Annotated in this window: 9 protein-coding genes; 4 read left to right on the forward strand and 5 right to left on the reverse strand. The window is 64.8% G+C overall.

Going from position 1 to position 23,639, the window contains the following annotated elements:
* Positions 1-289: 289 nt before the first annotated feature.
* From BCR55_RS19660 to argG, 3 genes are all read left to right on the forward strand, one after another.
* Positions 290-1,822 carry a diguanylate cyclase gene (locus tag BCR55_RS19660; protein ID WP_065495542.1) on the forward strand — a complete coding sequence of 511 codons (1,533 nt, stop codon included), beginning with the start codon at positions 290-292 and terminating at the stop codon, positions 1,820-1,822.
* Positions 1,823-1,929: 107 nt separating this feature from the next.
* Entirely contained in the window at positions 1,930-3,000 is a 1,071-nt protein-coding gene (locus tag BCR55_RS19665) for an FUSC family protein (RefSeq protein ID WP_006411537.1), read from the forward strand.
* Positions 3,001-3,253: 253 nt separating this feature from the next.
* On the forward strand, positions 3,254-4,591 hold the full coding sequence (argG, locus tag BCR55_RS19670; protein ID WP_006397943.1) for an argininosuccinate synthase: 1,338 nt from the start codon (positions 3,254-3,256) through the stop codon (positions 4,589-4,591).
* A gap of 170 nt (positions 4,592-4,761) precedes the next feature.
* Here argG and BCR55_RS19675 read toward each other — a convergent pair whose 3' ends face one another.
* Positions 4,762-5,565 carry a hypothetical protein gene (locus BCR55_RS19675; protein ID WP_065495544.1) on the reverse strand — a complete coding sequence of 268 codons (804 nt, stop codon included), beginning with the start codon at positions 5,563-5,565 and terminating at the stop codon, positions 4,762-4,764.
* Between the two features lie 90 nt (positions 5,566-5,655).
* A complete protein-coding gene (locus BCR55_RS19680) occupies positions 5,656-6,567 on the reverse strand; it encodes a hypothetical protein (protein ID WP_006411530.1) in 912 nt (303 codons plus the stop codon).
* Between the two features lie 936 nt (positions 6,568-7,503).
* Between BCR55_RS19680 and BCR55_RS19685 the strand changes: the two genes are divergently transcribed.
* Entirely contained in the window at positions 7,504-8,763 is a 1,260-nt protein-coding gene (locus BCR55_RS19685; RefSeq protein ID WP_065495545.1) for an IS256-like element IS1356 family transposase, read from the forward strand.
* A gap of 596 nt (positions 8,764-9,359) precedes the next feature.
* Here the strand turns inward: BCR55_RS19685 and BCR55_RS19690 are convergent.
* The 3 genes from BCR55_RS19690 to BCR55_RS19705 form a co-directional block, all read right to left on the reverse strand.
* On the reverse strand, positions 9,360-9,860 hold the full coding sequence (locus tag BCR55_RS19690) for a hypothetical protein (protein ID WP_059936835.1): 501 nt from the start codon (positions 9,858-9,860) through the stop codon (positions 9,360-9,362).
* Positions 9,861-10,751: 891 nt separating this feature from the next.
* Positions 10,752-22,532 (reverse strand): filamentous hemagglutinin N-terminal domain-containing protein, encoded by an 11,781-nt coding sequence (locus BCR55_RS19700; RefSeq protein ID WP_244104622.1) that lies wholly within the window; start codon positions 22,530-22,532, stop codon positions 10,752-10,754.
* A gap of 181 nt (positions 22,533-22,713) precedes the next feature.
* Complete coding sequence (locus BCR55_RS19705; protein WP_139094061.1) at positions 22,714-23,634, reverse strand: peptidyl-prolyl cis-trans isomerase; 921 nt, start codon at positions 23,632-23,634, stop codon at positions 22,714-22,716.
* Between the last annotated feature and the right edge of the window lie 5 nt (positions 23,635-23,639).

Below are 23,639 nucleotides of genomic sequence, written 5' to 3' on the forward strand. Positions count from 1 at the left end.
CGGCGCATCGATCCGGCACCGATTAAATCGTTCAGGAAAGCGGGGCGCAATTGGAGCAATATTCAGACGAATAAATCGAAATCCGCGCGATTCAAATCGTGCGCGTTTTCCTGATTTCGGTTCATTCGCGCAGTCGGTAATCGCGGGTAAACGAACTGGCGCCATTTTTTTGCGCGACCATTTTGCCCGCGATCGGCATCGTTTACCGATTCGGGGGATAATACGGCCCGATTTGAAATAACCATCATCAGAAATCGCGCACGACGCGAACGTTTCGCCCCGACCGAGGATGAACTTGCTCCTGCCGTTCGCAGCATTGCGTCGCCATACCGCATCCGTCGTCTCGCGCGTGCTGTCGCCACGCGGCGTGCTCGTCGCCGGCATCATGCTGCTGCTGTTCAGCTGGGCGCTTTCCGTGTCGCTGCTGATCGATGCGCGGCGCGATGCGCGCGATCACGCCATCGAAAATGCGCGCAATCTGATGCTGCTGATCGAACGCGACGTCGCGCGCAATATCGAGCTTTACGATTTGTCGCTGCAAAACGTCGTCGACGGCATTGCCGATCCGGAATTGATGCGCTTGCCGCCGCCGCAGCGGCATCGCGTGCTGTTCGACCGCGCGGCGACCGGCACCTATCTCGGATCGATTTTCGTGCTCGACGCGCACGGCAATATCACGATCGATTCCAGCACGATTCCCGCCCGCACCGGCAATTTCTCCGAGCGCGATTATTTCGTCGCGCATCGCGACGCACAGGTGAAAGGGCTGTACATCAGCCGCCCTTATGCGTCGCGGCTGCGCGGCGGCGCACTGACGATCGCGCTCAGCCGCCGCATCGACCGCCCGGACGGCAGCTTCGGCGGCGTCGTGGTCGGCACGCTGAGCATCGACTACTTCCGCGCGCTGCTCGACGGCCTCGCCGTCGGCCGGCACGGCAGCGCGGCGATCGTCGAGGACAACGGCACGCTCGTGAGCCGGCTACCGTTCGACGCGCGCGTCGTCGGCCTCGATCTGCACGACTCGCCGCTGTTCATCCAGGCGCGGCGCGCCGGTGACGGCGTGCTGACCGGCACCGGCGCGGTGGACGGCGTGCGGCGCATTTATGTATACCGGCAGCTGGCCGGGCTGCCGCTCATCGTCGACGTCGCGCCGGCCGAAGCCGACGTGTACCGGCCGTGGCGCCACCGCGCGGCGTCGATCATCGTGCTGATGAGCCTGTTTACCGGGTTCGTCGCATGGGGCTCGCTGCTGCTGTCTCGCGAGCTGCGGCGGCGACAGGTGGCGGAAGCGAAGCTGTACCGGCTCGCGCGCACCGACTCGCTGACCGGCCTCGACAACCGCGGCGCGTTCGACGCGGCGCTCGCGCAGGAGGCACGCCGCGCGGCGCGCAGCGGCCGGCCGCTGTCGGTGCTGTTCGTCGACGTCGATCACTTCAAGGCGTACAACGACTATTACGGGCACCTGGCCGGCGACGACGTGCTGCGCCGCGTCGCCCAATGCGCGTCGGGCTGCCTGCGCCGCGCGACCGACCATATCGCGCGCTACGGCGGCGAGGAATTCGTCGTCACACTGCCCGACACCGACGCGCAAGGCGCGGCGACCGTCGCCGAAGGGATCCGGCGCGCGATCGCGGCGCTCGGCATCGAGCACGTGAAAAGCCCTTACGGACACGTGACGGCCAGCATCGGCACCGCGACCGACGCATACGGCCGGATGGACGCGGCGACGCTGCTGCAGCTCGCCGACGACGCGCTGTACCGCGCGAAATACGGCGGCCGCAACCGCGTCGAATACGCCGAGCGCAGCGCCGCCGGCGCATGATGCACGGCATGCGCGCGTTCTTCGTGGACAGCCTGCGCCCGTTCCGCTAGCGTTACGGGTGCTCGTGCGGCGCAACGCCGCGCGTTCCAGCCAACGACTTCCGCCCGATGACCGTCACGCCTTCTGCCCGGCTGCCCGCTTTCCTGCGCGGCGCGCTGCGCCCGCTGCTCGACCCGTACCGCCGCTACCGGCATGCGAAGCTGATTCATGCGACGCGCGTCGCGCTCGCGATCCTCGTGTCGATCGCGCTGTCGACCGGCATGCGTGTGCCGCACGGCGAATGGTCGACGATTACCGTGCTGATCGTCGTCGGCGGGCTCCAGCACCACGGCAACATCCGCAAGAAGGCGGCCGAACGCGCGCTCGGCACATCGATCGGTGCGGTCGCGGGGCTGCTGCTGATTCTCGTGCACTCCGCGCTCGGTGCACCGCTCGCGTTCTATCTGCTGATGGCCGCCGCGTGCGGCCTGTGCGCGTATTACGCGATCGGCAAGGCCGGCTACATCGCGCTGCTGTCCGCGATCACGATGGTGATCGTCGCCGGGCACGGCGACAACGAGATCGTCGACGGCCTGTGGCGCGCGGTGAACGTGCTGACCGGCATCGCGATCGCGCTCGCGTTTTCGTTCGCGCTGCCGCTCTATGCAACCTATTCGTGGCGCTACAAGCTCGGCGACGCGCTGCGCGCCTGCGCGGCCGTGCACGCGCGGCTCGCCGGCGACCGCCACGTCGGCGACGACGCGCATCTGAAGGAAATGGCTGCCCTCAGCGCGCTGCTCGTGCAGCTGCGCTCGCTGATGCCGTCCGTGTCGAAGGAGTGCGCGATTCCCGTCGCGCATCTCGAGGCGATCCAGCGCAGCCTGCGGCTCTGCATCGGCTATCTCGAGATCCTGTCGAGCGCGTTGCCCGCGCGCGACGACGTCGCGGCCCGCGAATACATGCGCGTCTCGATGAAGCCGCTGCACCGGCGCATCCGCGACACGCTGATCGGCGCGAGCCGCGCACTGAAGTTCGGCACGCCGAGCCGGCTGTCGCCGCGGCGGCAGCCGGCCGGCACGCCGCCCGACGCGCCGCCGCCGCAGTTGTCCGGCTATGTGTCGATCACCGCGATGCTCGCCGCCGAAGTCGACCAGTTGCGCGAGAAACTGCTCGATACCGCACAGGCGTGGAATATCTGATTCCGGCGGCCGTTGCGTCGACATTCTTTCAATTTCCATACAATTTCGATTCGACGGTGTACGGCCCGGTCCGTCCCCGCAGGCGGCCGCGCGACCGTTCGGCGGGCGGCCGTAAACGGCCGGAGAAGCCCGTCGCAGCGGGCCGCCGGGCCGATTTCCGCGAAATCAGCCCTTGCCGCAACTTCCCGAACAGCCGATACTCGCGTATTCCGCGAAATACGATCCCACCGGACTTCAATCCACGGTAATTCCTATGAGCACGATTCTCGAAAGCCTCCCGACCGGCCAGAAGGTCGGTATCGCCTTCTCCGGCGGCCTGGACACCAGCGCCGCGCTGCACTGGATGAAACTGAAGGGCGCCGTCCCGTACGCGTACACGGCGAACCTCGGCCAGCCCGACGAAGACGATTACGATGCGATCCCGAAACGTGCGCTCGAATACGGTGCGGCCGGTGCCCGCCTGATCGACTGCCGCGCGCAGCTCGTCGCCGAAGGCATCGCGGCACTGCAAAGCGGCGCGTTCCACATCACGACGGCCGGCGTCACGTACTTCAACACCACGCCGATCGGCCGCGCCGTGACGGGCACGATGCTCGTCGCCGCGATGAAGGAAGACGGCGTGAACATCTGGGGCGACGGCAGCACGTACAAGGGCAACGACATCGAGCGCTTCTACCGCTACGGTTTGCTCGTGAACCCGGATCTGAAGATCTACAAGCCGTGGCTCGACCAGACGTTCATCGACGAACTCGGCGGCCGCGCCGAAATGTCCGAATTCATGCGCCAGTCGGGCTTCGCGTACAAGATGTCGGCCGAGAAGGCGTATTCGACCGATTCGAACCTGCTCGGCGCGACGCACGAGGCGAAGGATCTGGAAAGCCTCGAAAGCGGGATCAAGATCGTGAACCCGATCATGGGCGTCGCGTTCTGGCGCGACGACGTGAAGATCGCCGCCGAAGAAGTGACGGTGCGCTTCGAAGCCGGCCAGCCGGTCGCGCTGAACGGCGTCGAGTTCAAGGATCAGGTCGAGCTGCTGCTCGAAGCGAACCGCATCGGCGGCCGTCACGGCCTCGGGATGAGCGATCAGATCGAGAACCGCATCATCGAGGCGAAGAGCCGCGGCATCTATGAAGCGCCGGGCCTCGCGCTGCTGTATATCGCTTACGAGCGTCTCGTGACGGGCATCCACAACGAAGACACGATCGAGCAGTACCGCGAGAACGGCCGCCGTCTCGGCCGTCTGCTGTATCAGGGCCGCTGGTTCGACCCGCAGGCGATCATGCTGCGCGAAACGGCCCAGCGCTGGGTCGCGCGCGCGATCACCGGCGAAGTGAAGATCGAGCTGCGCCGCGGCAACGACTATTCGATTCTCAGCACGAAGTCGCCGAACCTCACGTATCAGCCGGAACGCCTGTCGATGGAGAAGGTCGCGTCGACGTTCTCGCCGCGCGACCGGATCGGTCAGCTGACGATGCGCAATCTCGACATCACCGATACGCGCGACAAGCTGCGCGTGTATACGCAGGTCGGGCTGCTGACGCCGGGTGAAGCGTCGGCGCTGCCGCAGATCAAGGGCGATAGCGGGGAGTAAGCCGCGCTTGCCTGCGGCCGGGTGGCGGCAAAGCCGCCCGGCCGGTTGCCTGTCGAACCTGCGTTTCCCCTCGCCTTCCCCTCCCCCTTCCGCTCCCTCCCGTGCAGTGCACGCGCTGCCAGTGCCGGTCCGCAATCGGTACGACGGCGAACCTGGGCCCGCTGCGGAAGTCATTTCGGCGCGGCGGCCGTCGTCGTGCTCGTGGTCATCATCGTCGTAGCGGCCGCCACCGCGGTCGATGCCGGCGTCTTCGGCGTGCGCGCGAGATCCTGGCCGATCAGCTCCGCGATCGACTTCTCGCACGCCTTGATCCCTTCCACCGACTTGTCGAAGTTCTTCTCGAGATCGCTGAAGCTTCCGTACGTGTACGCTACGTCGCTCTCGACGTGCACGCTGTTCGCCTTGATGTCGTAGCCGCACGCGAACGTCTTGAAATAGAGATCCTGCTTCGTCTTCGCGTCGATGAGGCGCGCGCGGACGACGACCGCAGGAATGTAATCGGGCCGACTGGGCGGCGAAATGTAGCCGAACGACGTGAACCATACGTTCATGATCGCGTCCGCGTCGGTCTGGATGTCGGAATAGTCGTCCGACTTGCCGTCCGCCGCCCGCTTCGGCTTCTGGTTCAGCTTCACGATCTGATAGCCGTTGTCGGCAAGACGGCCGGTGACGCCGTCGACGATGTCCGGTACGAATACGATCTTGTTGGCCGTCACGCGCTCGGTGTAGGTGTTCGTATGGCTTGTGTTGACGGCGACTTGCGCGAGTGCGCCGATCAGGCCGAAGCCGCCGGCGGCGCCGCCCAGATTGATGACGCCGACCTGCCTCGGCTCGGCAACTTCGAGGAGCGCGATTGAATGCAGCTTTTCGCGCGCTTGCGCGTTCATATCGGTCTTCGGCGCCGTCACGCAACCGGACAGCAGCGTGACGAGCAGGCCGCACGCGAACAGCGTTACCTCGGAGCAGTTCTTCATTGAGTCGAAAGGGCTTTGGTTGTTGACGGAACGTTTTCGTCGGGCCGTCGCACGCGGCGCGTGAAGACGCCGCGTGCGACGGCCGTGCGTTTATTGCTTGATGACCTGACCGTATGCGACGAAGCTGTAATCAGCCGCGCGCAGCACGTACAGGATCGACCGCTGGAAGCCGTTGCTGCCGCGGATCGGCACGAACATGATCGCGGCGCTGCCCGACAGCGGCACGCCGGCCGGCAGCTTGCAGCCGGACGATGTCGAGGCCGTCAGCGTCATGTCGTACATGTTCTGGTTGGAGTTCGGCGTCGCGAGCAGCAGCGTGCCGGTCATGTTGCAACCGCTCAGCGTGCCGGTGACCGAGCCGCCCGATGCGATCGTGAACGATGCGTTCGTCGTCGCCCATGCGCCGGTGACGCTGTCTTGCGTGACGCTCAGCGCGTTTTCCGCGTTGTAGGTCCACGTGAAGTCCGAGGCCGTACCGTCGCGGCTGATCGTGCCGGACAGCGTCTGCTTCGCGCTGTACGCGCCCGATCCCGAGTCGATCTTCTTGACGATGCCCGTCATGCCCGCGAAGTTGAAGCCCGAGCTGAGCGACCACGTCGCGCCGTTGATCGTCAGGCTCGTGAAATCGTTGGACATCACGAACGAGCTGAGCAGGTTCAGCGTGCTGACGTTGTTGTTCGGGTCCACCAGGGCAATGGTCGAGTAGCCGAGATTGCCCGACTGCGTCCAGATCCCGGTCGGGCCGCTCGCCGTTGCGGCGGTCGATCCCGCTTGCGGATTCGTCAGGCTCGGCAGCGCCTCGCCCACCATCGCCGGCTGCGAGGAAGCGACCGGTGCGCTGGCCGGTGCGGCCGCGAGCGGCGTCGATGCAACGGCCGGTGCGCTGGCTGCGTTATTGGCGCCGCCGGTATTGGCCGGTGCTCCGCTGCTTGCGTTCGACGAGTCGTCGCCACCGCCGCAGCCCGCGACGATGAATGCCGAGATCGCGGTTGCTGCCAGCAAACAAAGAGACTGCTTCTTCAATTCAACCCCCGTTTTTTGATGCGTTTTTTTGGTCGTTAAGATTCGGATCTGTTTGTGTTGCGTTGAGTTGGGATCGCTTGCTGTTTGGGTTTTTGGGCGTACCTCCTTCAGTGCTGGTGAATGGGCTTTGTGATATTTCGACGATGGGTGATGCGAGGGTCGGCAGGTGGTCGATCCGCGGCGCGCGGGGTAGCGGATACAGGCGCGGATGCGCGGTCGCGCGAGGTGGCGCTCGCGGCGATGACAGCGCAAGGCGACAGAAAAGCCGCTGCGCTGGAGAAAAAGGAAGCGACGCGCTGGCCCCCGTTGCCCGCGCGCCGAGTGGAATCGGTGCGTCTCATGTTCTGGTCAAGTACACGGCTTCGCCGGCCGTGCCCCCTCGTCTGTTGGTCTTGTTGTTCGGTCGTTTTGGTACTGCTTTTGGGCGATCTCGAGGAAAGGTATCGGCAGGTTTTTCGTGTTCTTTAGCGGAATCGTCGAATGATTTTTCTAATCGATTCTCATTTGCCACGGAGGTATCCAGGCAAGCTTGATGCTGAACACCTCTTTACGTGGACGGCCCACGTGCACCCCGATACTTAGAAAGATCATCGTCGACCGGATACGCGGCTGCCGGGCGAGCAGCCAGAAGCATCCGAACTCATCCGCTTCGGACAACGACGCGTGACGGCATCAGCGCTTCACCGATTGTGATAGCCGCCGATTTCAGCTGGCCGACGCTTCACGAGCACACCACGGTGCACGGCAGATGCTCAAGGGTCCTCATTAAGTATAAGGTTGTACTCTCGCTCGAAGATCGGGTATGTAGCAAGATCGTGATCGTAAAATGCTTCGAAAAATCCCGATTCTTGCCACGCTCGAGCCTATCCGAACTTTTGTGTGTGAGGCATAAACTGATGGCCAAGGAGCCACGTTATGCCACGCAAACGCAAGGAAGAAGTGCCGGTAGAACCGGGCAAGGGATTGAACCTGGACCCGGAACTGATCAAGCAACTGGTGCCCGGGACGCTGGATCGGGCGACGATCAACGAACAGCTCGCGGCGCTCAAGAAGGCAATCTTCGAGCGTGCACTGGGCGGCGAACTGACCCACCACCTGGGCTACGAGAAGGGCGATGCCAAGCCGGCGGGCCGCACGAACCATCGCAACGGCACCAGCCGCAAGCGCATCGCAACCGACAATGACCTGCTCGACGTCGAGATTCCGCGCGACCGCGAAGGCACGTTCGATCCGGTGCTGATCGCCAAGGGCGAGCGACGCTTCACAGGCTTCGACGACAAGATCATCGCGATGTATGCCCGCGGCATGAGCGTGCGGGAGATTCAGGGCTTCCTGCTGGACATGTATAGCATCGAGGTGTCGCCGGACTTCATCAGCACGGTGACTGATGCCGTGATCGACGAAGTGCGCGAATGGCAGCAGCGACCGCTCGAGCCGATGTACCCGGTCGTGTTCTTCGATGCCTTGCGAGTCAAGATCCGCGACGAAGGCGTGGTGCGCAACAAGGCGATCTACCTGGCGCTGGGCGTGCGCCGCGACGGCACACGCGACGTGCTCGGCCTTTGGATCGAGCAGACCGAGGGCGCCAAGTTCTGGCTGCGGGTGGTGAACGACCTGAAGCTGCGCGGCGTGCAGGACATCCTGATCGCCGTGGTCGACGGCCTGAAGGGCTTCCCCGAAGCGATCAACACGGTGTTCCCGGAAACGACGGTCCAGACCTGCATCGTGCATCTGATCCGGAACTCGCTGGACTTTGCCAGCTGGAAAGACAGGAAATCGGTCGCAGCGGCGCTCAAGGAGGTCTATCGGGCACCGTCGGCCGAAGCGGCCGCCGTGGCGCTGGACGCGTTCGATACGAGCCCGTGGGGTACGAAATACCCTCCGATTGCCGCGCTCTGGCGCCGGGCCTGGGATCAGGTGATTCCGTTCTACGCCTTCGCGCCTGACATCCGGAAAATTGTATATACGACCAACGCGATCGAGTCGCTGCACATGCAGCTTCGAAAGATCATCAAGGCGCGCGGCCACTTCCCGTCGGACGAGGCCGCGCTCAAACTGATCTGGCTGGCGCTGCGCAACGTCGTGGCCAAGTGGACCGGCTCTCGGCACGATTGGAAGAGCGCGATGACCCAGTTCGCGCTGCTTTACCCGGAACGATTCAACATTGGAATCTGAATCTCAACCCGCCTCACACACGGAATTCCGGATACCTCCCCACGCTCCGGGCGCAATGCTGATCGTCCCATTGGCGTCTATTTTTGAACGCCAGTTCGACGGGACCGTCGCACTTACCAGTTCAAAGCACTCCGCCTGGTGCTCCCCCATGCTTGGCCATTCTCCCGCCTTCTCCGATGTCACTAATCCATAGCGACGCTTTCCAGTTGCATCAATCTCGACGGTCACGACATGATAGATACGCCCGAGCGTCAGCCACGGAGAGGACGCTACCTCACGACCAAAGGCATCAAGTAAACGAACGCATTTAACTTTCATGGCTTTCTTGGGTACAGGTTCCGGCATCGGCTCGCTACACTCTTCGCGCAAACGGAATTCGGCAAATGCACGTCGACGAAGGCGTGCGCTGCGAGGTGGCGGGACGGATTTTCTAGTGGTCGAACTTCGGCACGCGGCTGAGGGCGACGCAAGCAAATCGGTTGGCAGCGCCGCGACGCTCGCCGACGCCACAAAGCACAAACCCGGTTCGCGGCCGGGGTCGTCTCACCGGCGCTGTCCGGGCAATAGCCGGCACACGCCTATCCTGCTATAGCACTCTACTGAAGCCAAAACGGCTCGCCCTCCAGCCCGTCGTATTCGGCAAGTGGCTTGTTCTTGTCGCGCGCGAAGCCCGGCAAGTCGGACATCACGACTCGAACCGGCTGGTAAATATCGAAATCGTTCAAAAACGATTTCGCCGAACTACAGGCGTTCTTAAAGCCCTCGAAGTATTTGCTGAACACATCGGCAAGGGTCGGCTGGTCCGGATTCAGCCAGCTCCGCTGCGGGTCGCCCGACAACAATGAATCCCACTCGACGGCTGAAGCGGCGGGTTGCTGTGCAAATATCTGGCGAGCCTGCTCCATCAGCATCGCAGCCTTATCGAGTTCTTCCCGCCGCAGGTAGCGGCGATACAAGCGATCAGTCAACAGCCTCCAGTCCTGCTCCGGGTGAGCCTGTTCCGCGTAGTTTTTCAAGCACTCAAAGAACAGGATCACGTCCGCACTAGGACCAAGCTCGCATATACGGCAGCCACCGTGGAAACCAATCTTCGTCATTTGAACTATATCGCTCCTGGACTAACGATCCCGTTGGATTTCTGTACGATTCCGCGAACAATTGCGCTCATTTGAGCGCTGGTTACCGTCTGCCCTCGCGCATCTATGATGATCTGCTGCTGCACGCCTGTCGGCAGATTTTTCGAGCGCTCGATCGTCTGCTGCGAGACAGTGTTAACCAGTCCATTCGTGTTCGTGGCGATATTGAGTTCTTCACCTCGAAGCTCGCGCTTCCGCCAGTCGTCGCAAGGTCCAGCGGCACGCTACCTGGCCTGCCGTTACGACCGTTATGCGCGATCACGCATTCGAGCTCCACCAGCGGCGCAAGGTGGAGCTGCAGTTGCGGCCTGTCCCGGCGTTACATTCGGATCGCCGCCAGTAATCGCGTTGGCAGCGAACGGCGTCAACGCCGCGCTCGCCGCTGCACCAATCGCACCGTATCCACCATCCGACGCGACCTACGTTCGCAACCTACTGTAATCGGCGACTATTCAAATACAATGGCGAACACCTCGCCGTCGTCGTATCTGGACCGAAACGTCGTCAATACCGACTCCACGAGCCTCGAAATCAGCAAAACTGCGAAAGCCGAATCCAACCCGTCGAGGTAGATTGAGAAAGTGCATCCGCCTTGAACATTCTCCCACGCAACAAATACGTCTTCGCTCGCGGTTCTCCAAAATTGGACGTTACGAAGAGATCCAGAAAGCACCGCCGAACACACCGTCGCTGCAGCGATCTCCACTTGGTCACCGTCGTCGTTCCATGTAGTTATCTTCGCGCTCCTTGGATTCGTAAGCGACAGACCAAGCGCCTCCAGCAAGGCAGCGACGAAAAGGAATGCCTGCTCCAAAGTTTCGGGAATCCGTACACGACACACTGGCCTCGCCATCATTTGCTCCCGGGAAAAATTTTGACATTTCCAGCGCCAAGTATTTTAGTCGCAAGGTTAATCGCCGACTGAGGTGTACCTTCAGCGAAGTAAGCCTCTGCAGACACACCGCGTTGATAAGCGATCGTTTGGTAGATACGAAGCTCCTGCCCCAACTTCCCGAGGTTATTCGCTTTCGCCGGACCACCCACCGCGATCAGGTTGCCGTTCGCTGCGACAACGTCGATATCTGTTGAACCGAGCCCCGGGACAGCAACCTTCTCACCCGATATTGAGCCATTGACAATGTTGGCGACTGACGTTTCGCGACTTTGCCCCACGAGCCGCGCGGCGTCTCCAGACGCATTTGCGGCATCTTGACCGCTCGTGCCGCTACCTGAACCTCCGCCGCTGTTGCCGCTCGACAACGTAGCGTTGCTCGGCGAACCAGTCGCTCCGGCAGAAGCAATTGGTGGCGTAACCACGCATCCGGCGCCTGGAGTACAGGCCACCACAGGCGGCGTCACCACCGCCCCACCCGTCGCCGGCGGATTGCCGTTATTTGCCTGCACCAGCGGATTCGGATCGGACGGTGGCGTCTGTCCGTTGTTGGCCTGCATCAGCCCCAAGAACTGGTTACCCCAGTTCTTGAAGGAGCCAATCGGATCGCCATAGGTGTCCTGCAGCCACGTGCCGAACGCATTCAGCAAGCCGCCTTTTTTCGCTGCGTCGGCCGCATGGTCCCCGGTGTTGTTCAGCGCCTCATTCTGCGCGGCCGTCGCCCCGGCCATCGCATTCTGACCGGCGAGACCCGCAAGTCCACCTCCCGCCAGTGTTGCGAATGCCGCGAGTGCCGCCTGCTGCCCCGGATCAAGCGGTGCGCCAGTCGGGTCGATCGCCCTCACCACATCCGGCGAGAACGCAGCACTGACTGCCCCGCCAATCGCACCACCACCGCATCCAGAGCCGCTGACTGCGCTCGCGACACAGCCCAGCGTCATGTGTCCGACGATGTTCGTCAGCGTCAGAGGATTCGCCTGGTCTCCAATGGCGAACGCCCCCGCTGCGGCCAAGTCGCTGACTAGCCCACTCTTGAGGGCAGAACCAAAGCTGCCGCCTTCGATCGCCGTGTGCAAGCCCGCAGAAATTCCAGCGTCGGCCAGCATGGCCAGACCGCGAACTTCGAGCGTCGTCGTCGGCGCCATCGCCTGACTTGCCGTGTTACCGATCCCGGGCTTCACCCCCGCCAAACTGGCAAGGCTTTGCGTCCCCGTTCCCAGCGCAATCGGCTGTGTCGTAAAGCCAAGCCCGGACTGTGCGTTGTAGGTAATGCCGTTCGTCAAACCGGCCGTGAACGCAGCAACGGCCGCCGCTTCAAAAGCACTGCTGAGCGCAATCTTGCCCGTACCGACAAACTGGCTGGCGGCACTCGAAGTGAAGCCGGCAATCGCCGCTGACAAGACCACGTTTCCGAGACCGGCGCTCATGGCCGGCGCAGCCGCTGTCGCTGCCGTCGCCGCCGCGAACGTTCCGCCTTCGGCACCGAGCGTCGCGCCAATTGCGGCGCTTGCCGCGCCATACGTGATCAGGGAGACGGCAATGGCTGCAACAAGCGCCCCAATCTGAGCCATCCCGAACGACCCGCCTTCCTTCACGAAATCCTGATGAAGGTTGTCGCTCAGCGCCGTCTGCGTGAAATTACCGCCCAGCTGCTGTTGAAGCGCCGCAAGCGCTTGCTGGGTCCCGCTCTCGTCGATCGTTCCGTCGGCCGCGAGCTTCTGCAGCGCCCCACCAATCTGGTTCAGCGTCTGCACGTTCAGGTCCATGTTTACCGCGCTCATGAACCCGCCCGGCTGCACCGTCGTGCCCGTCGTCTTCAGATAACCGCCATCGACCTTCTGCCAGATCTCGCCGACGTCGACCTGATTCGCCTGATTCGTCAGCGTGTGCGTGTCGACGCTCAGCGTCCCCGACGCCGTGATGCTCCCGGTATTGAGAATGCTGCCGTTGCCGTCCTGATTGAACTTCAGCGTGACGTCGTGTCCGGAGATGTTGCCGCCCGCCGACATCGCCTGCGTGTCCACCGGCAGATATACCTGCGGCATCAGCGCGGTGATCGTCGGGCACGATGCCGTGCCCGTCGCGTGACACGTCGGGTCCGGCACGGTCTGTTCGACGTACCACAGCATCGGCTTGTCGAGCGAGTTGATCTGCTCCTGCGTCAGCGCGGTGCCCAATTGCAGGTCATGCGCCTTCGAGTAGTCGATCGCGTTCAGATACAGGTATTCCTTTTCCTGCGTTGTGACCGATACATTCCGCGTGCTGTCGTACGTCAGCCCATCGACGAAACTCGACTTGCCGGTCTGCTTCAGCGCCGCCTGCTGCAACAGCAGATCTTCTTCTTGCGGGTTGTAGTAGAACAGCGTCGACGACGGCTGAAGGCTCGGCGGCAGATTGTTCAGTAGGTCCTGCGGCCCGCGTGAGCCGAGCGTGGAACCGCCGAGAGATGCATCGACATACGAGGCCTTGCCGGCGACCGGCGTCGGCAGCGCACCGGTGCCGATCGCGCGCGGCACCGACAGGTTCAGCCCCGGCAAATCCACCGGGCTCAGCGAAATGACCTGCGACGGCGCGTTCACGCGCGGCGTATAGGTGTTCGCCGTCGTGATGCCGTTGATCAGCTTCTGGCCCGTCAGCGATACGTACGTGCCCAGTACGTTGCCCACGTTCTGGATCTGCCCGTTCGACGAAATCGACAGATTCGGCGCCTGGATCGTCGCCGCGATGTTGCCGACCGGCGTCGGCGGATCGATCGTGCCGCCCGTGCTCGTGTACGCGCTTCCGTAAAGTGCCTTGCACTGCTCCGGTGAGCCGCATGCCCAGATGTCGTGGCGCTTGTCGCTGCTGAACATGCCCGTTTCCTGCACCCAATGCGAGTGCCAGTAGGCGTTCAGCACCTGCGCCTCGTTCACGACCGGGCCCGCGACGGCAATCGTCGCGTTGTTACCGGCCGCGATCAGACTACCGATGTTCGTGAGGCTCCCTGCATTGATCTGCAGGTTGTTGCCCGCGCTGATCACCGACGAACTGCCGGACTGCTGATCGACGTAGCCTTCGCAGTAGCTTTCCTTGTAGCCGCCGGCCGTCATGCAACCGGCGTACTGCTCCTGCTTGCCGTAGTTCTCGTGTACGGGAACGGGCGGCGGCAGATTATTCGTGATCGCGCCCGACACGTTCAGCTTGATGTCGTTGCCCGCCACGATGTTGCCCGACGTGTTGTTCAGGCTTTGCGCAGGCGTGGTCGAGCTTGCGGTCGAACCGACGCCGCCGATGACGATGTCGTGGCCCGCGAGCAGGTTGCCGTACGTGTTGTTGATCTGGCCGGCGGCAATTACGAGATCGTGGCCGGCGTAGATGGTCGCGTCGTTCTGGCTGTAGCCGAACGTCGTCGTGGTCGGGTTGTTGCCGCGCGGTTGGCCTGCGTTGCCACACGCCGAATTCGGCACGCCCGACGCGCAGCCGACCTGGCTCGAGTAGTTCTGCTGGTTGCCGCCTTGGTTGGTCAGAGTGCCGGACGTAATTGCGACGTTGTTGCCGGCGTACAGCAGGCCTGCGTTGACGAGATTTCCGCCGCCGACCGTCAAGTCATGCCCGGCCGCGATCATGCCGGTCGGTGTGGACGAACTCAGTGTGCCGGTAGACGTCGGCGCGACGGCCCCCGTTGAAATGTTGTACTGCGCGGGGGAAACGTTGTATTCGGCGTTACCTGAATTTGCCACCGAGATGATTCCCAGCGACTTCAGCTGCGAAAGGAACGCTGAATACTCGGCCTGATCGATCTGTCGTAGCGACTGATTGACTACCGTAGGCGCCACTGCGCCATTACTCAACGTCTGGACGGAAAGCGACACATTTCCCTGTGCTGCGATTTGCCCACCGCGATTCGAAACGGTGCTCGCGGACAGTTGAATCGAGCCGCCCGCAGAAATTACTCCGGACGTACCTGGCTGCTGGCTCGTCGACGTTTGATATACCGTAGGCAACGTCAGTGAAACGACCTTTTCTGCACCCGGCTGCGGCCCGGTACCGACAAACCACATCGGGAGACTAAACGGGTTACCGTTATTTCGGATTCCGGCCGGGGTTTCGAATTCGCTGAAAACAACAGTTCCGGATCCTGCCACCGGTGAGCTCGGATCAAATAGGCACAACCGCGGGCAAGGCGTAGTCCCGTCGGAATCGTAGCCGTTGACGGCCCCCGTAGGAGCAAGCAGGTCGCCGAGCGTCACCGTCCGACTGCCGCCGATGACGCCGTAAAACGTACTGCCGCTATCAGCAGCTACCGGGCCGTAATACTGGAACGTCTGTGACCCGATAACCCCCGACCACAGCAAATCGGGGTCTTCTACGATAGTCTTTGTCGTTACTGCTCCAGTTGGCGCCGTCTGATCGTTCACAACCGCACCAGCAGAAATATCGATATTCCGCTGCGCAAAAATCGACCCGCCCGTGTTCTGCAACGTCCCGCCGAGGTGGAACACCGCATCGCCCTTCGACTGCGTCGTCGCCCCTTGGTTGTCGTAATTCCCGCCGTTTACCGTCAGCAGGCTACCCGCCTCGACCGTGCCGCGATTGGTCGTATCCCCGTTCAACGTCAGCGCATTGTCCGCATGCACAACCGCCCCGGCCGCGTTATTCAACGTGCCGTTGAACGTCACATCCGACCCGGTAACCTGCCCGTGATTCTCGAAGCTGCCGCCGGCGGTAAGCGTCAGCGGCGACGTCCCGGTCATCGTGCCGTCGTTCGTGATCCCGTTCAGCCCCGTCAGCGAAACGCTCTGCCCGCCGTAATTCCACGTGCCGCCGACATTCACGTACCCGGCGGTGATGGAAAGATTGCCACCTTGGCTAATCGTCCCCTGCGACGGATCGAACGCCATGTTGACCGCGCTGATCCCCATGTTCCGTTGCGCGAGCAACTGTCCGCCCGCGTTGTAGAACGCGCCATTGCCGCCGTTGATCGTCAGCGATACGTCGCCGATCGCGCCGGTCGCAGCCTGCGGGTTCCCCGCAAAAATGATCCCGTTCTGGTTGTTCAGCGTCCCGGTGTTGATGTTGAGCGCATTCACGGCCATCAGCGAGCCGCCGACGTTCGTCAGCCCGCCACCGACCGTGACGTTGCTCGTCGTGCCGTTCACGAGCCCCGCGTTCGCGAAGTTCGACGCGTTGATCGTCGTCGTGCCGATCGATGCGAGCGACGCGCCAGCCGCATTCGTCAGACTCGGCGCCGACACGTCGAGCGACCCGGCCAGCACGTTCGCCGCGTTGTACAACCCGTTCTCCGACGCGAGCGTCGCGTTGCCGACGACGTTCACCGCCTTCCCGCCGGCTAGCGTGAGCTGGTTCGACGCCTGCGCGACGAGCGAACCGCCTACCGTCGCATTGCCGAGCGTCACGTTCGCACCATTCACCTGCAGGTTCTGCGATGCGACGATTGAAGCGTTGCCGGCATCTACCGCACCCTGGGCGGAAACGGTCACGTTCTTCGACCCGACTACCGAGCCGCTCAGGGTGGCGTTGGCACCCGACACACCCAACTGCCCTGCGACGATGCTGTTGCCGCTCAGCGTGACGGTCTGTCCGGCATGCAAGGTCGTGTCGCCATTCGACGACACGCCTGCGATAGCGACGTTGCCGTTGATGCCGTTGACGTTGACTGTCCCCATCGATGCGACGCCGCCCGCGAGCGACACATCGTTCGCGGCCTGAACCGCGACGTTGCCGCCGGACTGCAACGGCCCGGCGAACGTCACGCTGCCGGCGTTCGACTTGGCCGACACGTCGCCGACCGCGGTCGTCGCCCCGAACGACATGTCGCCGCCGGACACCGCCGTGAACTTGCCGGCGCCCTGGACCGCGCCGAGCGCGACGCCACCGCCGGCATTGACCACGATGTCCTTGGCGTACGTCAGCGCGCCGCCACCGGCGATTGCGCCGCCTGCGTTGATGCCCGCGGCGCCGAGGCCGAACAATGCACCGCCGAGCGTCATGGCACCACCCGACGTCAGCGTCGTATCGCCGTTCACGAGCCCGCCGGACAACAGCGCCAATCCACCGCCTGCGCCCGCACGCAAATTCCCCGTCGACACCACTGCACCACCGACGCCGAGATTGCCCGCCGTGGCGGTCAGCGTCGCGTCGCCGTTCGAATCGATCGCGCCCGCGATACCAAGGTCGCGTCCGGCGGTCACGCTTAACGCGCCACCGCTCGACGCCCCACCGCCGACGCCCGCGTCGCGCGCCGCCGTGATCGTCGTCGCCTTGCCCGACGCGAGCGCGCCGTTCACCATCACGTCGCCGGCGCCGTTGCGGCCCTGCGCCTGCAAGCCGATCGCGCCGCCCGCTTGCACCGAACCTGCCGACAAATCATTGCCGGCCGTCATCGCGAGATCGCCGTTGGTCGCAACGCTGCCCGCGACTGCGATACTGCCGCCTGCATTGACGTTCGCCTGCTGCGCGAACGCGATCGATCCTGCGCTTACCGAGCCGCCCGCGGTCAACGTGCCGCTTTGCTGCGCGCCGATGCCACCCGTCAGCGTGATGTCGCCGCCCGCGTTCAGCAACGCATTGCCGCCCGCCACCGTCTGCCCCGCGACGGCAATACCTTGCGCCGCGCCTACATTCAGGTTGCCCTGCGTCGTCAGGCTCGCCGCGCTCGCGCTGCCGCCCGATGCGGTGATGCCGAGATCGCCGGCCGAATTGACGGCCGCAAGCGCGGCACTGCGCCCCGAACTGATCGTCGTTGTTCCGCCAGTATTGATTGCGCCCGCAACGACCACATCGCGCGCCGCTTGCAACTGCATTGCACCGAATGCAGTGCCCGCGCCGCCGAACGTCACGTCACCGCCGCCGACAGCGCCCTTCGCGGTCACGGCGAGATTGCCGCTGACGGCCTGCACGGTGCCGAGCCCCGCATTGTTCGCGCCGGTCACGTTCACGGTCGCACCTTGCAGCATGCCGGTCAGCGCCACGTCGTGCGCCGCGTCCAGTGTCGCTGCCTGTGCAAATGCGGCCGAGCCCGCGCCGGTAATGTCGCGTCCCGCGCTCAGCGTGCCGTCGAGTTGTCCCGCCAGCGCGCCGGTCAACGCGATATCGCGGCCGGCCTGCACGTTGGTCTGCTTCGCGACCGAGATCTGGCCGCCGAGCTGCGTATCGAGGCCGGACACGCTATTGAACGCGCCTGCGGTCGTCGTCAAGCCGGACAGCGCGACAGTGCCGTTCGTCGCCGTCACGGCGAGGTCGCCCTTCGACTCGACGCCGCCGACGACGGATACGTTGCGTTGCGCCGTCAGCGCAAGCGCGTCGCCGCTGCCAAGCGTGCCGGTGACCGATACGTCGCGCGCACCGACGACGTTCACCGCGCGTTGCGCCGATGCTGCGCCGGTGATGCCTGCATCGCCTTCGCCGGCGATGCCGTTCGCGGTCAGCGTCAGCGTCGTCGCCGACGATGCATCGTGCACCGACGCGTTGTTTCCACCGGTCACCGCGATGGCAGCCGCCTGTACGCCGCCCGTCAGCGCAACATCGTGCTGCGCCGTGTAATTCGCGTTCGCAGCAAACGCCTGTTTGCCACCGCCGTCGATGTCGTGCGCGGCCGTGACCGTGCCGTTCGCCTGCCCGACCATCGTGCCGTTCAGCGTCGCATCGCGGCCGGCCGTCAGCGTCGCGTCGCCGACCGCACTGGTACTCGCGCCAAGCGACAGATCGAGACCGGTTGCGATATCGAGCTTGCCGCCGCTGTTGATCCCGCCGGTCGCGTTCAGGCTGCCTTGCTGCGCGACGAGCGCAGCGTCGCCGACCGACTCGATAGCGCCGCTCACGGCAACGTTCCGCTGCGCGGTCACGCCAACCGTCGAACCGCTCGCGACCTTGCCGCCGATCGCGACATCGTTCTGCGCGAGCGCGGTGATCGCGCCGGCAGCGGCGACGGAACCGTCGATGCGCAGATTGCCCGCGCCCGTTGCGGTGTTCGCGCCGTTCGCGCGCAGCGCAATCGTGCCGGTCGATTCGACGTTGTTCACGGCGACGTTGCCAGCCGCCGTCACATTGACCGACTGCCCCTGGATCAGTCCCTGCTGCGCGACGTCGCGCGCGGCTTCGAGCATCGCTTGCTGCGCGAACGTCAGCGTCCCCGCGCCTACGATGTCGCGCGCCGCATTGACCATGCCTTGCCCCTGTCCTGCGAGCGTGCCGGTCACGTTGACGTCACGTCCGGCGGCGAGCGCCGTGTCGCGCGACACGGCCGTCGTGCCGCCGAGATCGATGTCGCTGCCGGCTCGCGCGTCGAGCGCACCGTTGCTCGCGATCGCGCCCGTCGACGCGATGCTGCCGGCGCTCGCGAGCAGCGACGTGTTGCCGGCCGACTGCAGCGAACCGCCGATGTCGATATTGCGCGCCGCGCTCAGCGCAACGTCCGCGCCGCCGGTCACCGCGCCGGTCACGCTGAGGTCGTTCGCCGCACCGAGCACGAGCGCCGACGCGGCTTGCACATCGTGCAGCGTCGCCGATCCGCCGGCCGCGGTGGTCACGTTCGCACCGCGCAGCGAGCCGGTGAGGTTCGTGTCGCCGCCCGAATTGACGTTCGCCGCGAGTCCGAACGCAACGGCAGCTGCGCCGCCTATTGCACCGCCCGCGCTCAGCGTGCCGTTGCCTTGCGCGACGACGGAGCCGTTCATCGTCAGGTCGCGACCGGCGTCGACGCTCAGATTGCCGAGCGATGACGTCGATTGCGTGCCGAGATCGACGGACTGCGCGGCGCTCACCGTCAGATTGCCGCCAGACTGGATCGTACCGGTGCTCGTGAGCGACCCGGCCGCATTCGTCAGCGTGACGTCGCCGTTTGACTGAACCGTGCCGCCGATCGACGTATTGCGACCGCCGCCGACTGCGAGTCCGGTCGCGGTCCGCAACGTGCCGTTCACGGTCACGTCGCGCGCTGCGTCGATCGCCCCGCTCGCGAGCGAATTCACGTTGCCGCCGATCGAGATGTCGCCGCCGCGCGTCGCGAGCTGCAGCGCCGCGTTGGCCTGCACGTCGTTCAGCGCGATCGAATCGGCCGCGGTCATCGATACGGCGCGCCCCTGGAACGCACCAGTCACGTCAATGTTGCGCCCCGCATTCAACGTCGCGTCGCGCACGAAGCCGCTGTTGCCGCCGGCGACGATGTCGCGCGCGGCCGTGAGCGTCGCCGCACCCTGCCCGGCGAATGCGCCGCCGATCGCGAGATCGTGGCCGGCCGTCGCGGTGACGTCGCCCGTCACGGTCGTCGCGCCAGTCAGCGCGACGTCCTGCGCGCCCTGCACTGTCAATGCACCTGCACCGTTCAACGTGCCGGCCGATGCGACGCTGCCGGTCCATGCCGTCATCGCGAGATCGCCGACGGCCTGCACCGTGCCGCTGCCGTTGACGGTCACGTTCCGTTGCGCGGCGAGCGCGACCTGTGCACCGCCGGCCAGCGTGCCGTTGACGACGACGTCGCGTGCCGCATGCACGTCGGCCGCGCCGAGCGCCGCCGCGTTGCCGTCGAAGGTTACGTCGCCACCGCCGGCGACGCCGTATGCCGTCACGCCGAACGCGCCGCCCGCCTGCACCGTCGCCAGATTCACGTTGTTGCCGCCATCGACTTGCAAGCCGTTAGCGAGCAGCTTGCCGGTCAGCGCAACATCATGCGCGGCACTCAGCGCACCGCTTTGGCCGAACGCGATCGAACCGCTGCCGGTGATGTCGTTGCGCGCGCTCAACGTTCCGTTGCGCTGAACGATCACCACGCCCGATGCGTCGACGTTGCGTCCCGCGTCCAGCCGCGCGTCGGTACCGACCATCAGCGAGCCGCCGACAGCCGCATCGCGTGCGACATCGGCCGAGAACGTCGTGCCGCTCGCGAGCGAGCCGCTGACGCTCAAGTCGCGGCCGGTCTGCACGCTGACCGCATTCTGCGCGGTCGCCTGCGATCCGATCGCCGTGTCCAGTCCGGACGTGAAGGCCAGATCGCCACCGCTCTTCACCGCCGCATGGGTCGCGACGTTGCCCTGCACGGCCGCGAGCGAGAGATCGCCGGACGTCTGCAGCGCCGCATTGACGGTCGCGTTGCGCTGCGCGCTCGCCTGCAGCGTGCCGCTGTTCGTCTGCCCGTTCACGTTGACGTCGCGCGCCGCCTGAACGGTGGTTGCTCCGGTCACGACCGACGTGCCGTTCAGGTTCACATCGCCCGTGCCATCCGTACCGCGCGCGGTGACCGTCAATGCGCCGCCGCCCTGTACGTCGCCGAGCGCGACGTTCGTGCCGCCCACGATCGTCGTGTCGCCGTTGACCTGCGCGTTCGCGACATTCACGTTACCGCCGGCTGAGACGGCAAGCTTGCCGCCCGACTGGATCGACCCGGTCGACGTCACGTCGCCGTTCGCCTCGATCGCGTAGCCGCCCACGCCAATGTGCGTGCCCGTCATCGACACGTTGCCCGTGCTGTGGACGCTCGCCTGCTGCTGCGCGGCGGAGCCGGCCACCGATACGTCGCCGTTCGCCGACATCAGCAGATCGCCCGCGTTGGCGGCAAGCTGCGAGTCGGACCGCACGCCCATTCCGGCCGCGGTGCTGATCACCTGGATCTGGCCGGCCGTCATCGCGCCGAACGCGGTCGCGTCGATCGCGAGCGAACGATTCGCGCCGCCGTTCGCGGCATTGATCGCCGCGGCGGAATTGTCCGAGCCGTTCGATGCCGTTCCGTACGTGGTGCCGTACGTGTCCGTCGCAGCGGGCATCACGAATTGACGCCCGGCGATCGCGTTGATGCGCGTGCCCGCATACAGCGGCGCATTGATGCCGATCGTCTCGCCGATCAGGTCGATCGTCCCGACGGTTCCCTCGATCCCGGCGCCCGGCCCATTGACGCCGGCATTGCCCTCGATCTGCAGGTGACCGCCTGTCACGTTGTAGCCGATGGCCTTTGCGTTCGCGAAGTCGGTCGCCGTGCCGCCGACGCCGCTCAGGAACTGCGGCGTGCCGGTCGACAGCGTGACGCCGATCGTGTTGGTAAAGCCTGTGCCGCGCGTCGTGATCCCGTTCGGGTTGGCAATGACAACGGCCGCGGGCGCGCCGAACACTTCGAGCGGGCCGTTCAGCAGGCTCGCGTATGCGTTGCCCGTCGACGTGACCTGGTTGACGATCACGCTTGCCGTGCGGCCGTTCAGGTTCGGGTTCGCCTGCACGTTGCCGCCGGTCAGCGACGTGCCGGACATCAAGCTGTTGTTGAGAATCAGCCCGACCGGATCGATATTGAATTGTTGATACTGATTCAGCGAAATGCCGGCTGCGTTCGGCGCGGTGATATTGACGACCGGCACGCCTCCGCCGGCACCGGTCGATTGCGTGATCGCCGGCTGGAACGAGATCGGTGCCGTCGGGTCGGTAATCGGCGCAGCAGCGGCGACCTGCATCGAGAAGCGCACGCGCAGCGACGCAATGTCGAGCAGCCGCTGCCACGCGTCGTCGTCGAGGCGGCGACTGCCCGCGCTCAGCACGCCCGCCGCGGCACGGCACTGCTCGACCGTTACCGTGATCGGCCCTATGAACATCGTCAGCGCAACGAGCGCGCTAATCGCACGTTGCCACCAGCGATACGCGCGCACGGCCGGCGCAGCCGCGAGAAAACGCGGCGGACATGCCGCCGACCGCGCACGCGCGCCGATTCGCGCCGCACCGGCGGCGGCAAGCTGCTGCAGGATCTTACGCTTGGACGTGTTCATCGTTCGTTATTCGCTTCGTTTTTTTGGCTTCCGCCGTACGCCATCGGCCGGCCGACCGTGACGCCGCGCGATACCGGGTTTCCCCGCCCGGCACCGCCTGCGTGTTCGCCGGGTCGTTGCCCGGCGTGACTACCTGCTCTCTACGATTTGCTGCTGCTATCTGCTGCTGACCGCCTGCCGCTCACTGCTGAATGCGCGCGCCGCGAATCAGATCCGCGACCACCTGCGCGGTCGCCTTCTCCATCGCGACCTGCTCGAGCTGCTGTCGCAGCGTGTCCTTCGCCTGCTCGAACGTCGGCACCTGCGTCGGCCGCTTGTCGTCGGCGCGCAGGATCCAGTACACGTCGCCGACCTGCACGGGCTCGCGCGTCAGGCCGCCCTGCGGCAACTTCACGAGCGCTTCGGCAAGCGGCTGCGGCCAGTTCTGCGTGTGGCCGGCTTCGATCGGCGTCTTGAACGAGATCCAGTTCAGCGCGCCGCCCTGCGGGGCAGCCGGCCCCTTGCTGAACTGCTGCGCGAGTTTGGCGAAATCCTCGCCCTTCTTGAGCCGCGCGATGATCTGCTTCGCCGTGTCTGCGTCGTTGACGGCGATCACGCTCGGCTTGTATTCGTTCTCGCCGAGCGTCGCGACGATCGAGTCGTAACGCGCCTTGACGTCCGCGTCCGTGACGGGCACGGGCTTGACCTGATCGCTGAGGTACGCCTGCGTCATCGCGAGCGTCTTCGCCTGCTCGACCGCGGCCACGACCTGCGGCTTCGTGTCGTAGTGCTGCTTCAACGCCGCCTGGCGAAACAGTTCGCGTGCGATCAGCTGATTCTTCAGTGCAGTGCGCAGCGCGGGCGTATCGGGCGCTTTCGAGACACGCACGGCTTCGTCGATCTGCGCCTGCGTGATCGGCACACCGTTCACGCTGGCGACCGCATCGGCAGGCAGGGCGGCCGCTGCGTCGGCGGGTTTCTTCGCTGCCTTGTTCAGCGCGTACGAGTGTGGCGCCACGGTGCCGCACACTGCAGCCGCGAACAACGTGACGGCGATCTTGCGCAGGCGCGCCGACCGATTCGATTGCATCGCGACCGTGCGGCCGTTCGACAGGCGATTCATGAGGT

It is taken from the genome of Burkholderia sp. CCA53, from assembly GCF_001685525.1.
GTDB lineage: Bacteria > Pseudomonadota > Gammaproteobacteria > Burkholderiales > Burkholderiaceae > Burkholderia > Burkholderia multivorans.

Coding starts and splice junctions, on each gene's coding strand:
- BCR55_RS19660 (WP_065495542.1), top strand. CDS start 290: ATGAACTTGCTCCTGCCGTTCGCAGCATTGCGTCGCCATACCGCATCC.
- BCR55_RS19665 (WP_006411537.1), top strand. CDS start 1,930: ATGACCGTCACGCCTTCTGCCCGGCTGCCCGCTTTCCTGCGCGGCGCG.
- argG (WP_006397943.1), top strand. CDS start 3,254: ATGAGCACGATTCTCGAAAGCCTCCCGACCGGCCAGAAGGTCGGTATC.
- BCR55_RS19675 (WP_065495544.1), bottom strand. CDS start 5,565: ATGAAGAACTGCTCCGAGGTAACGCTGTTCGCGTGCGGCCTGCTCGTC.
- BCR55_RS19685 (WP_065495545.1), top strand. CDS start 7,504: ATGCCACGCAAACGCAAGGAAGAAGTGCCGGTAGAACCGGGCAAGGGA.
- BCR55_RS19690 (WP_059936835.1), bottom strand. CDS start 9,860: ATGACGAAGATTGGTTTCCACGGTGGCTGCCGTATATGCGAGCTTGGT.
- BCR55_RS19700 (WP_244104622.1), bottom strand. CDS start 22,532: ATGAACACGTCCAAGCGTAAGATCCTGCAGCAGCTTGCCGCCGCCGGT.
- BCR55_RS19705 (WP_139094061.1), bottom strand. CDS start 23,634: ATGAATCGCCTGTCGAACGGCCGCACGGTCGCGATGCAATCGAATCGG.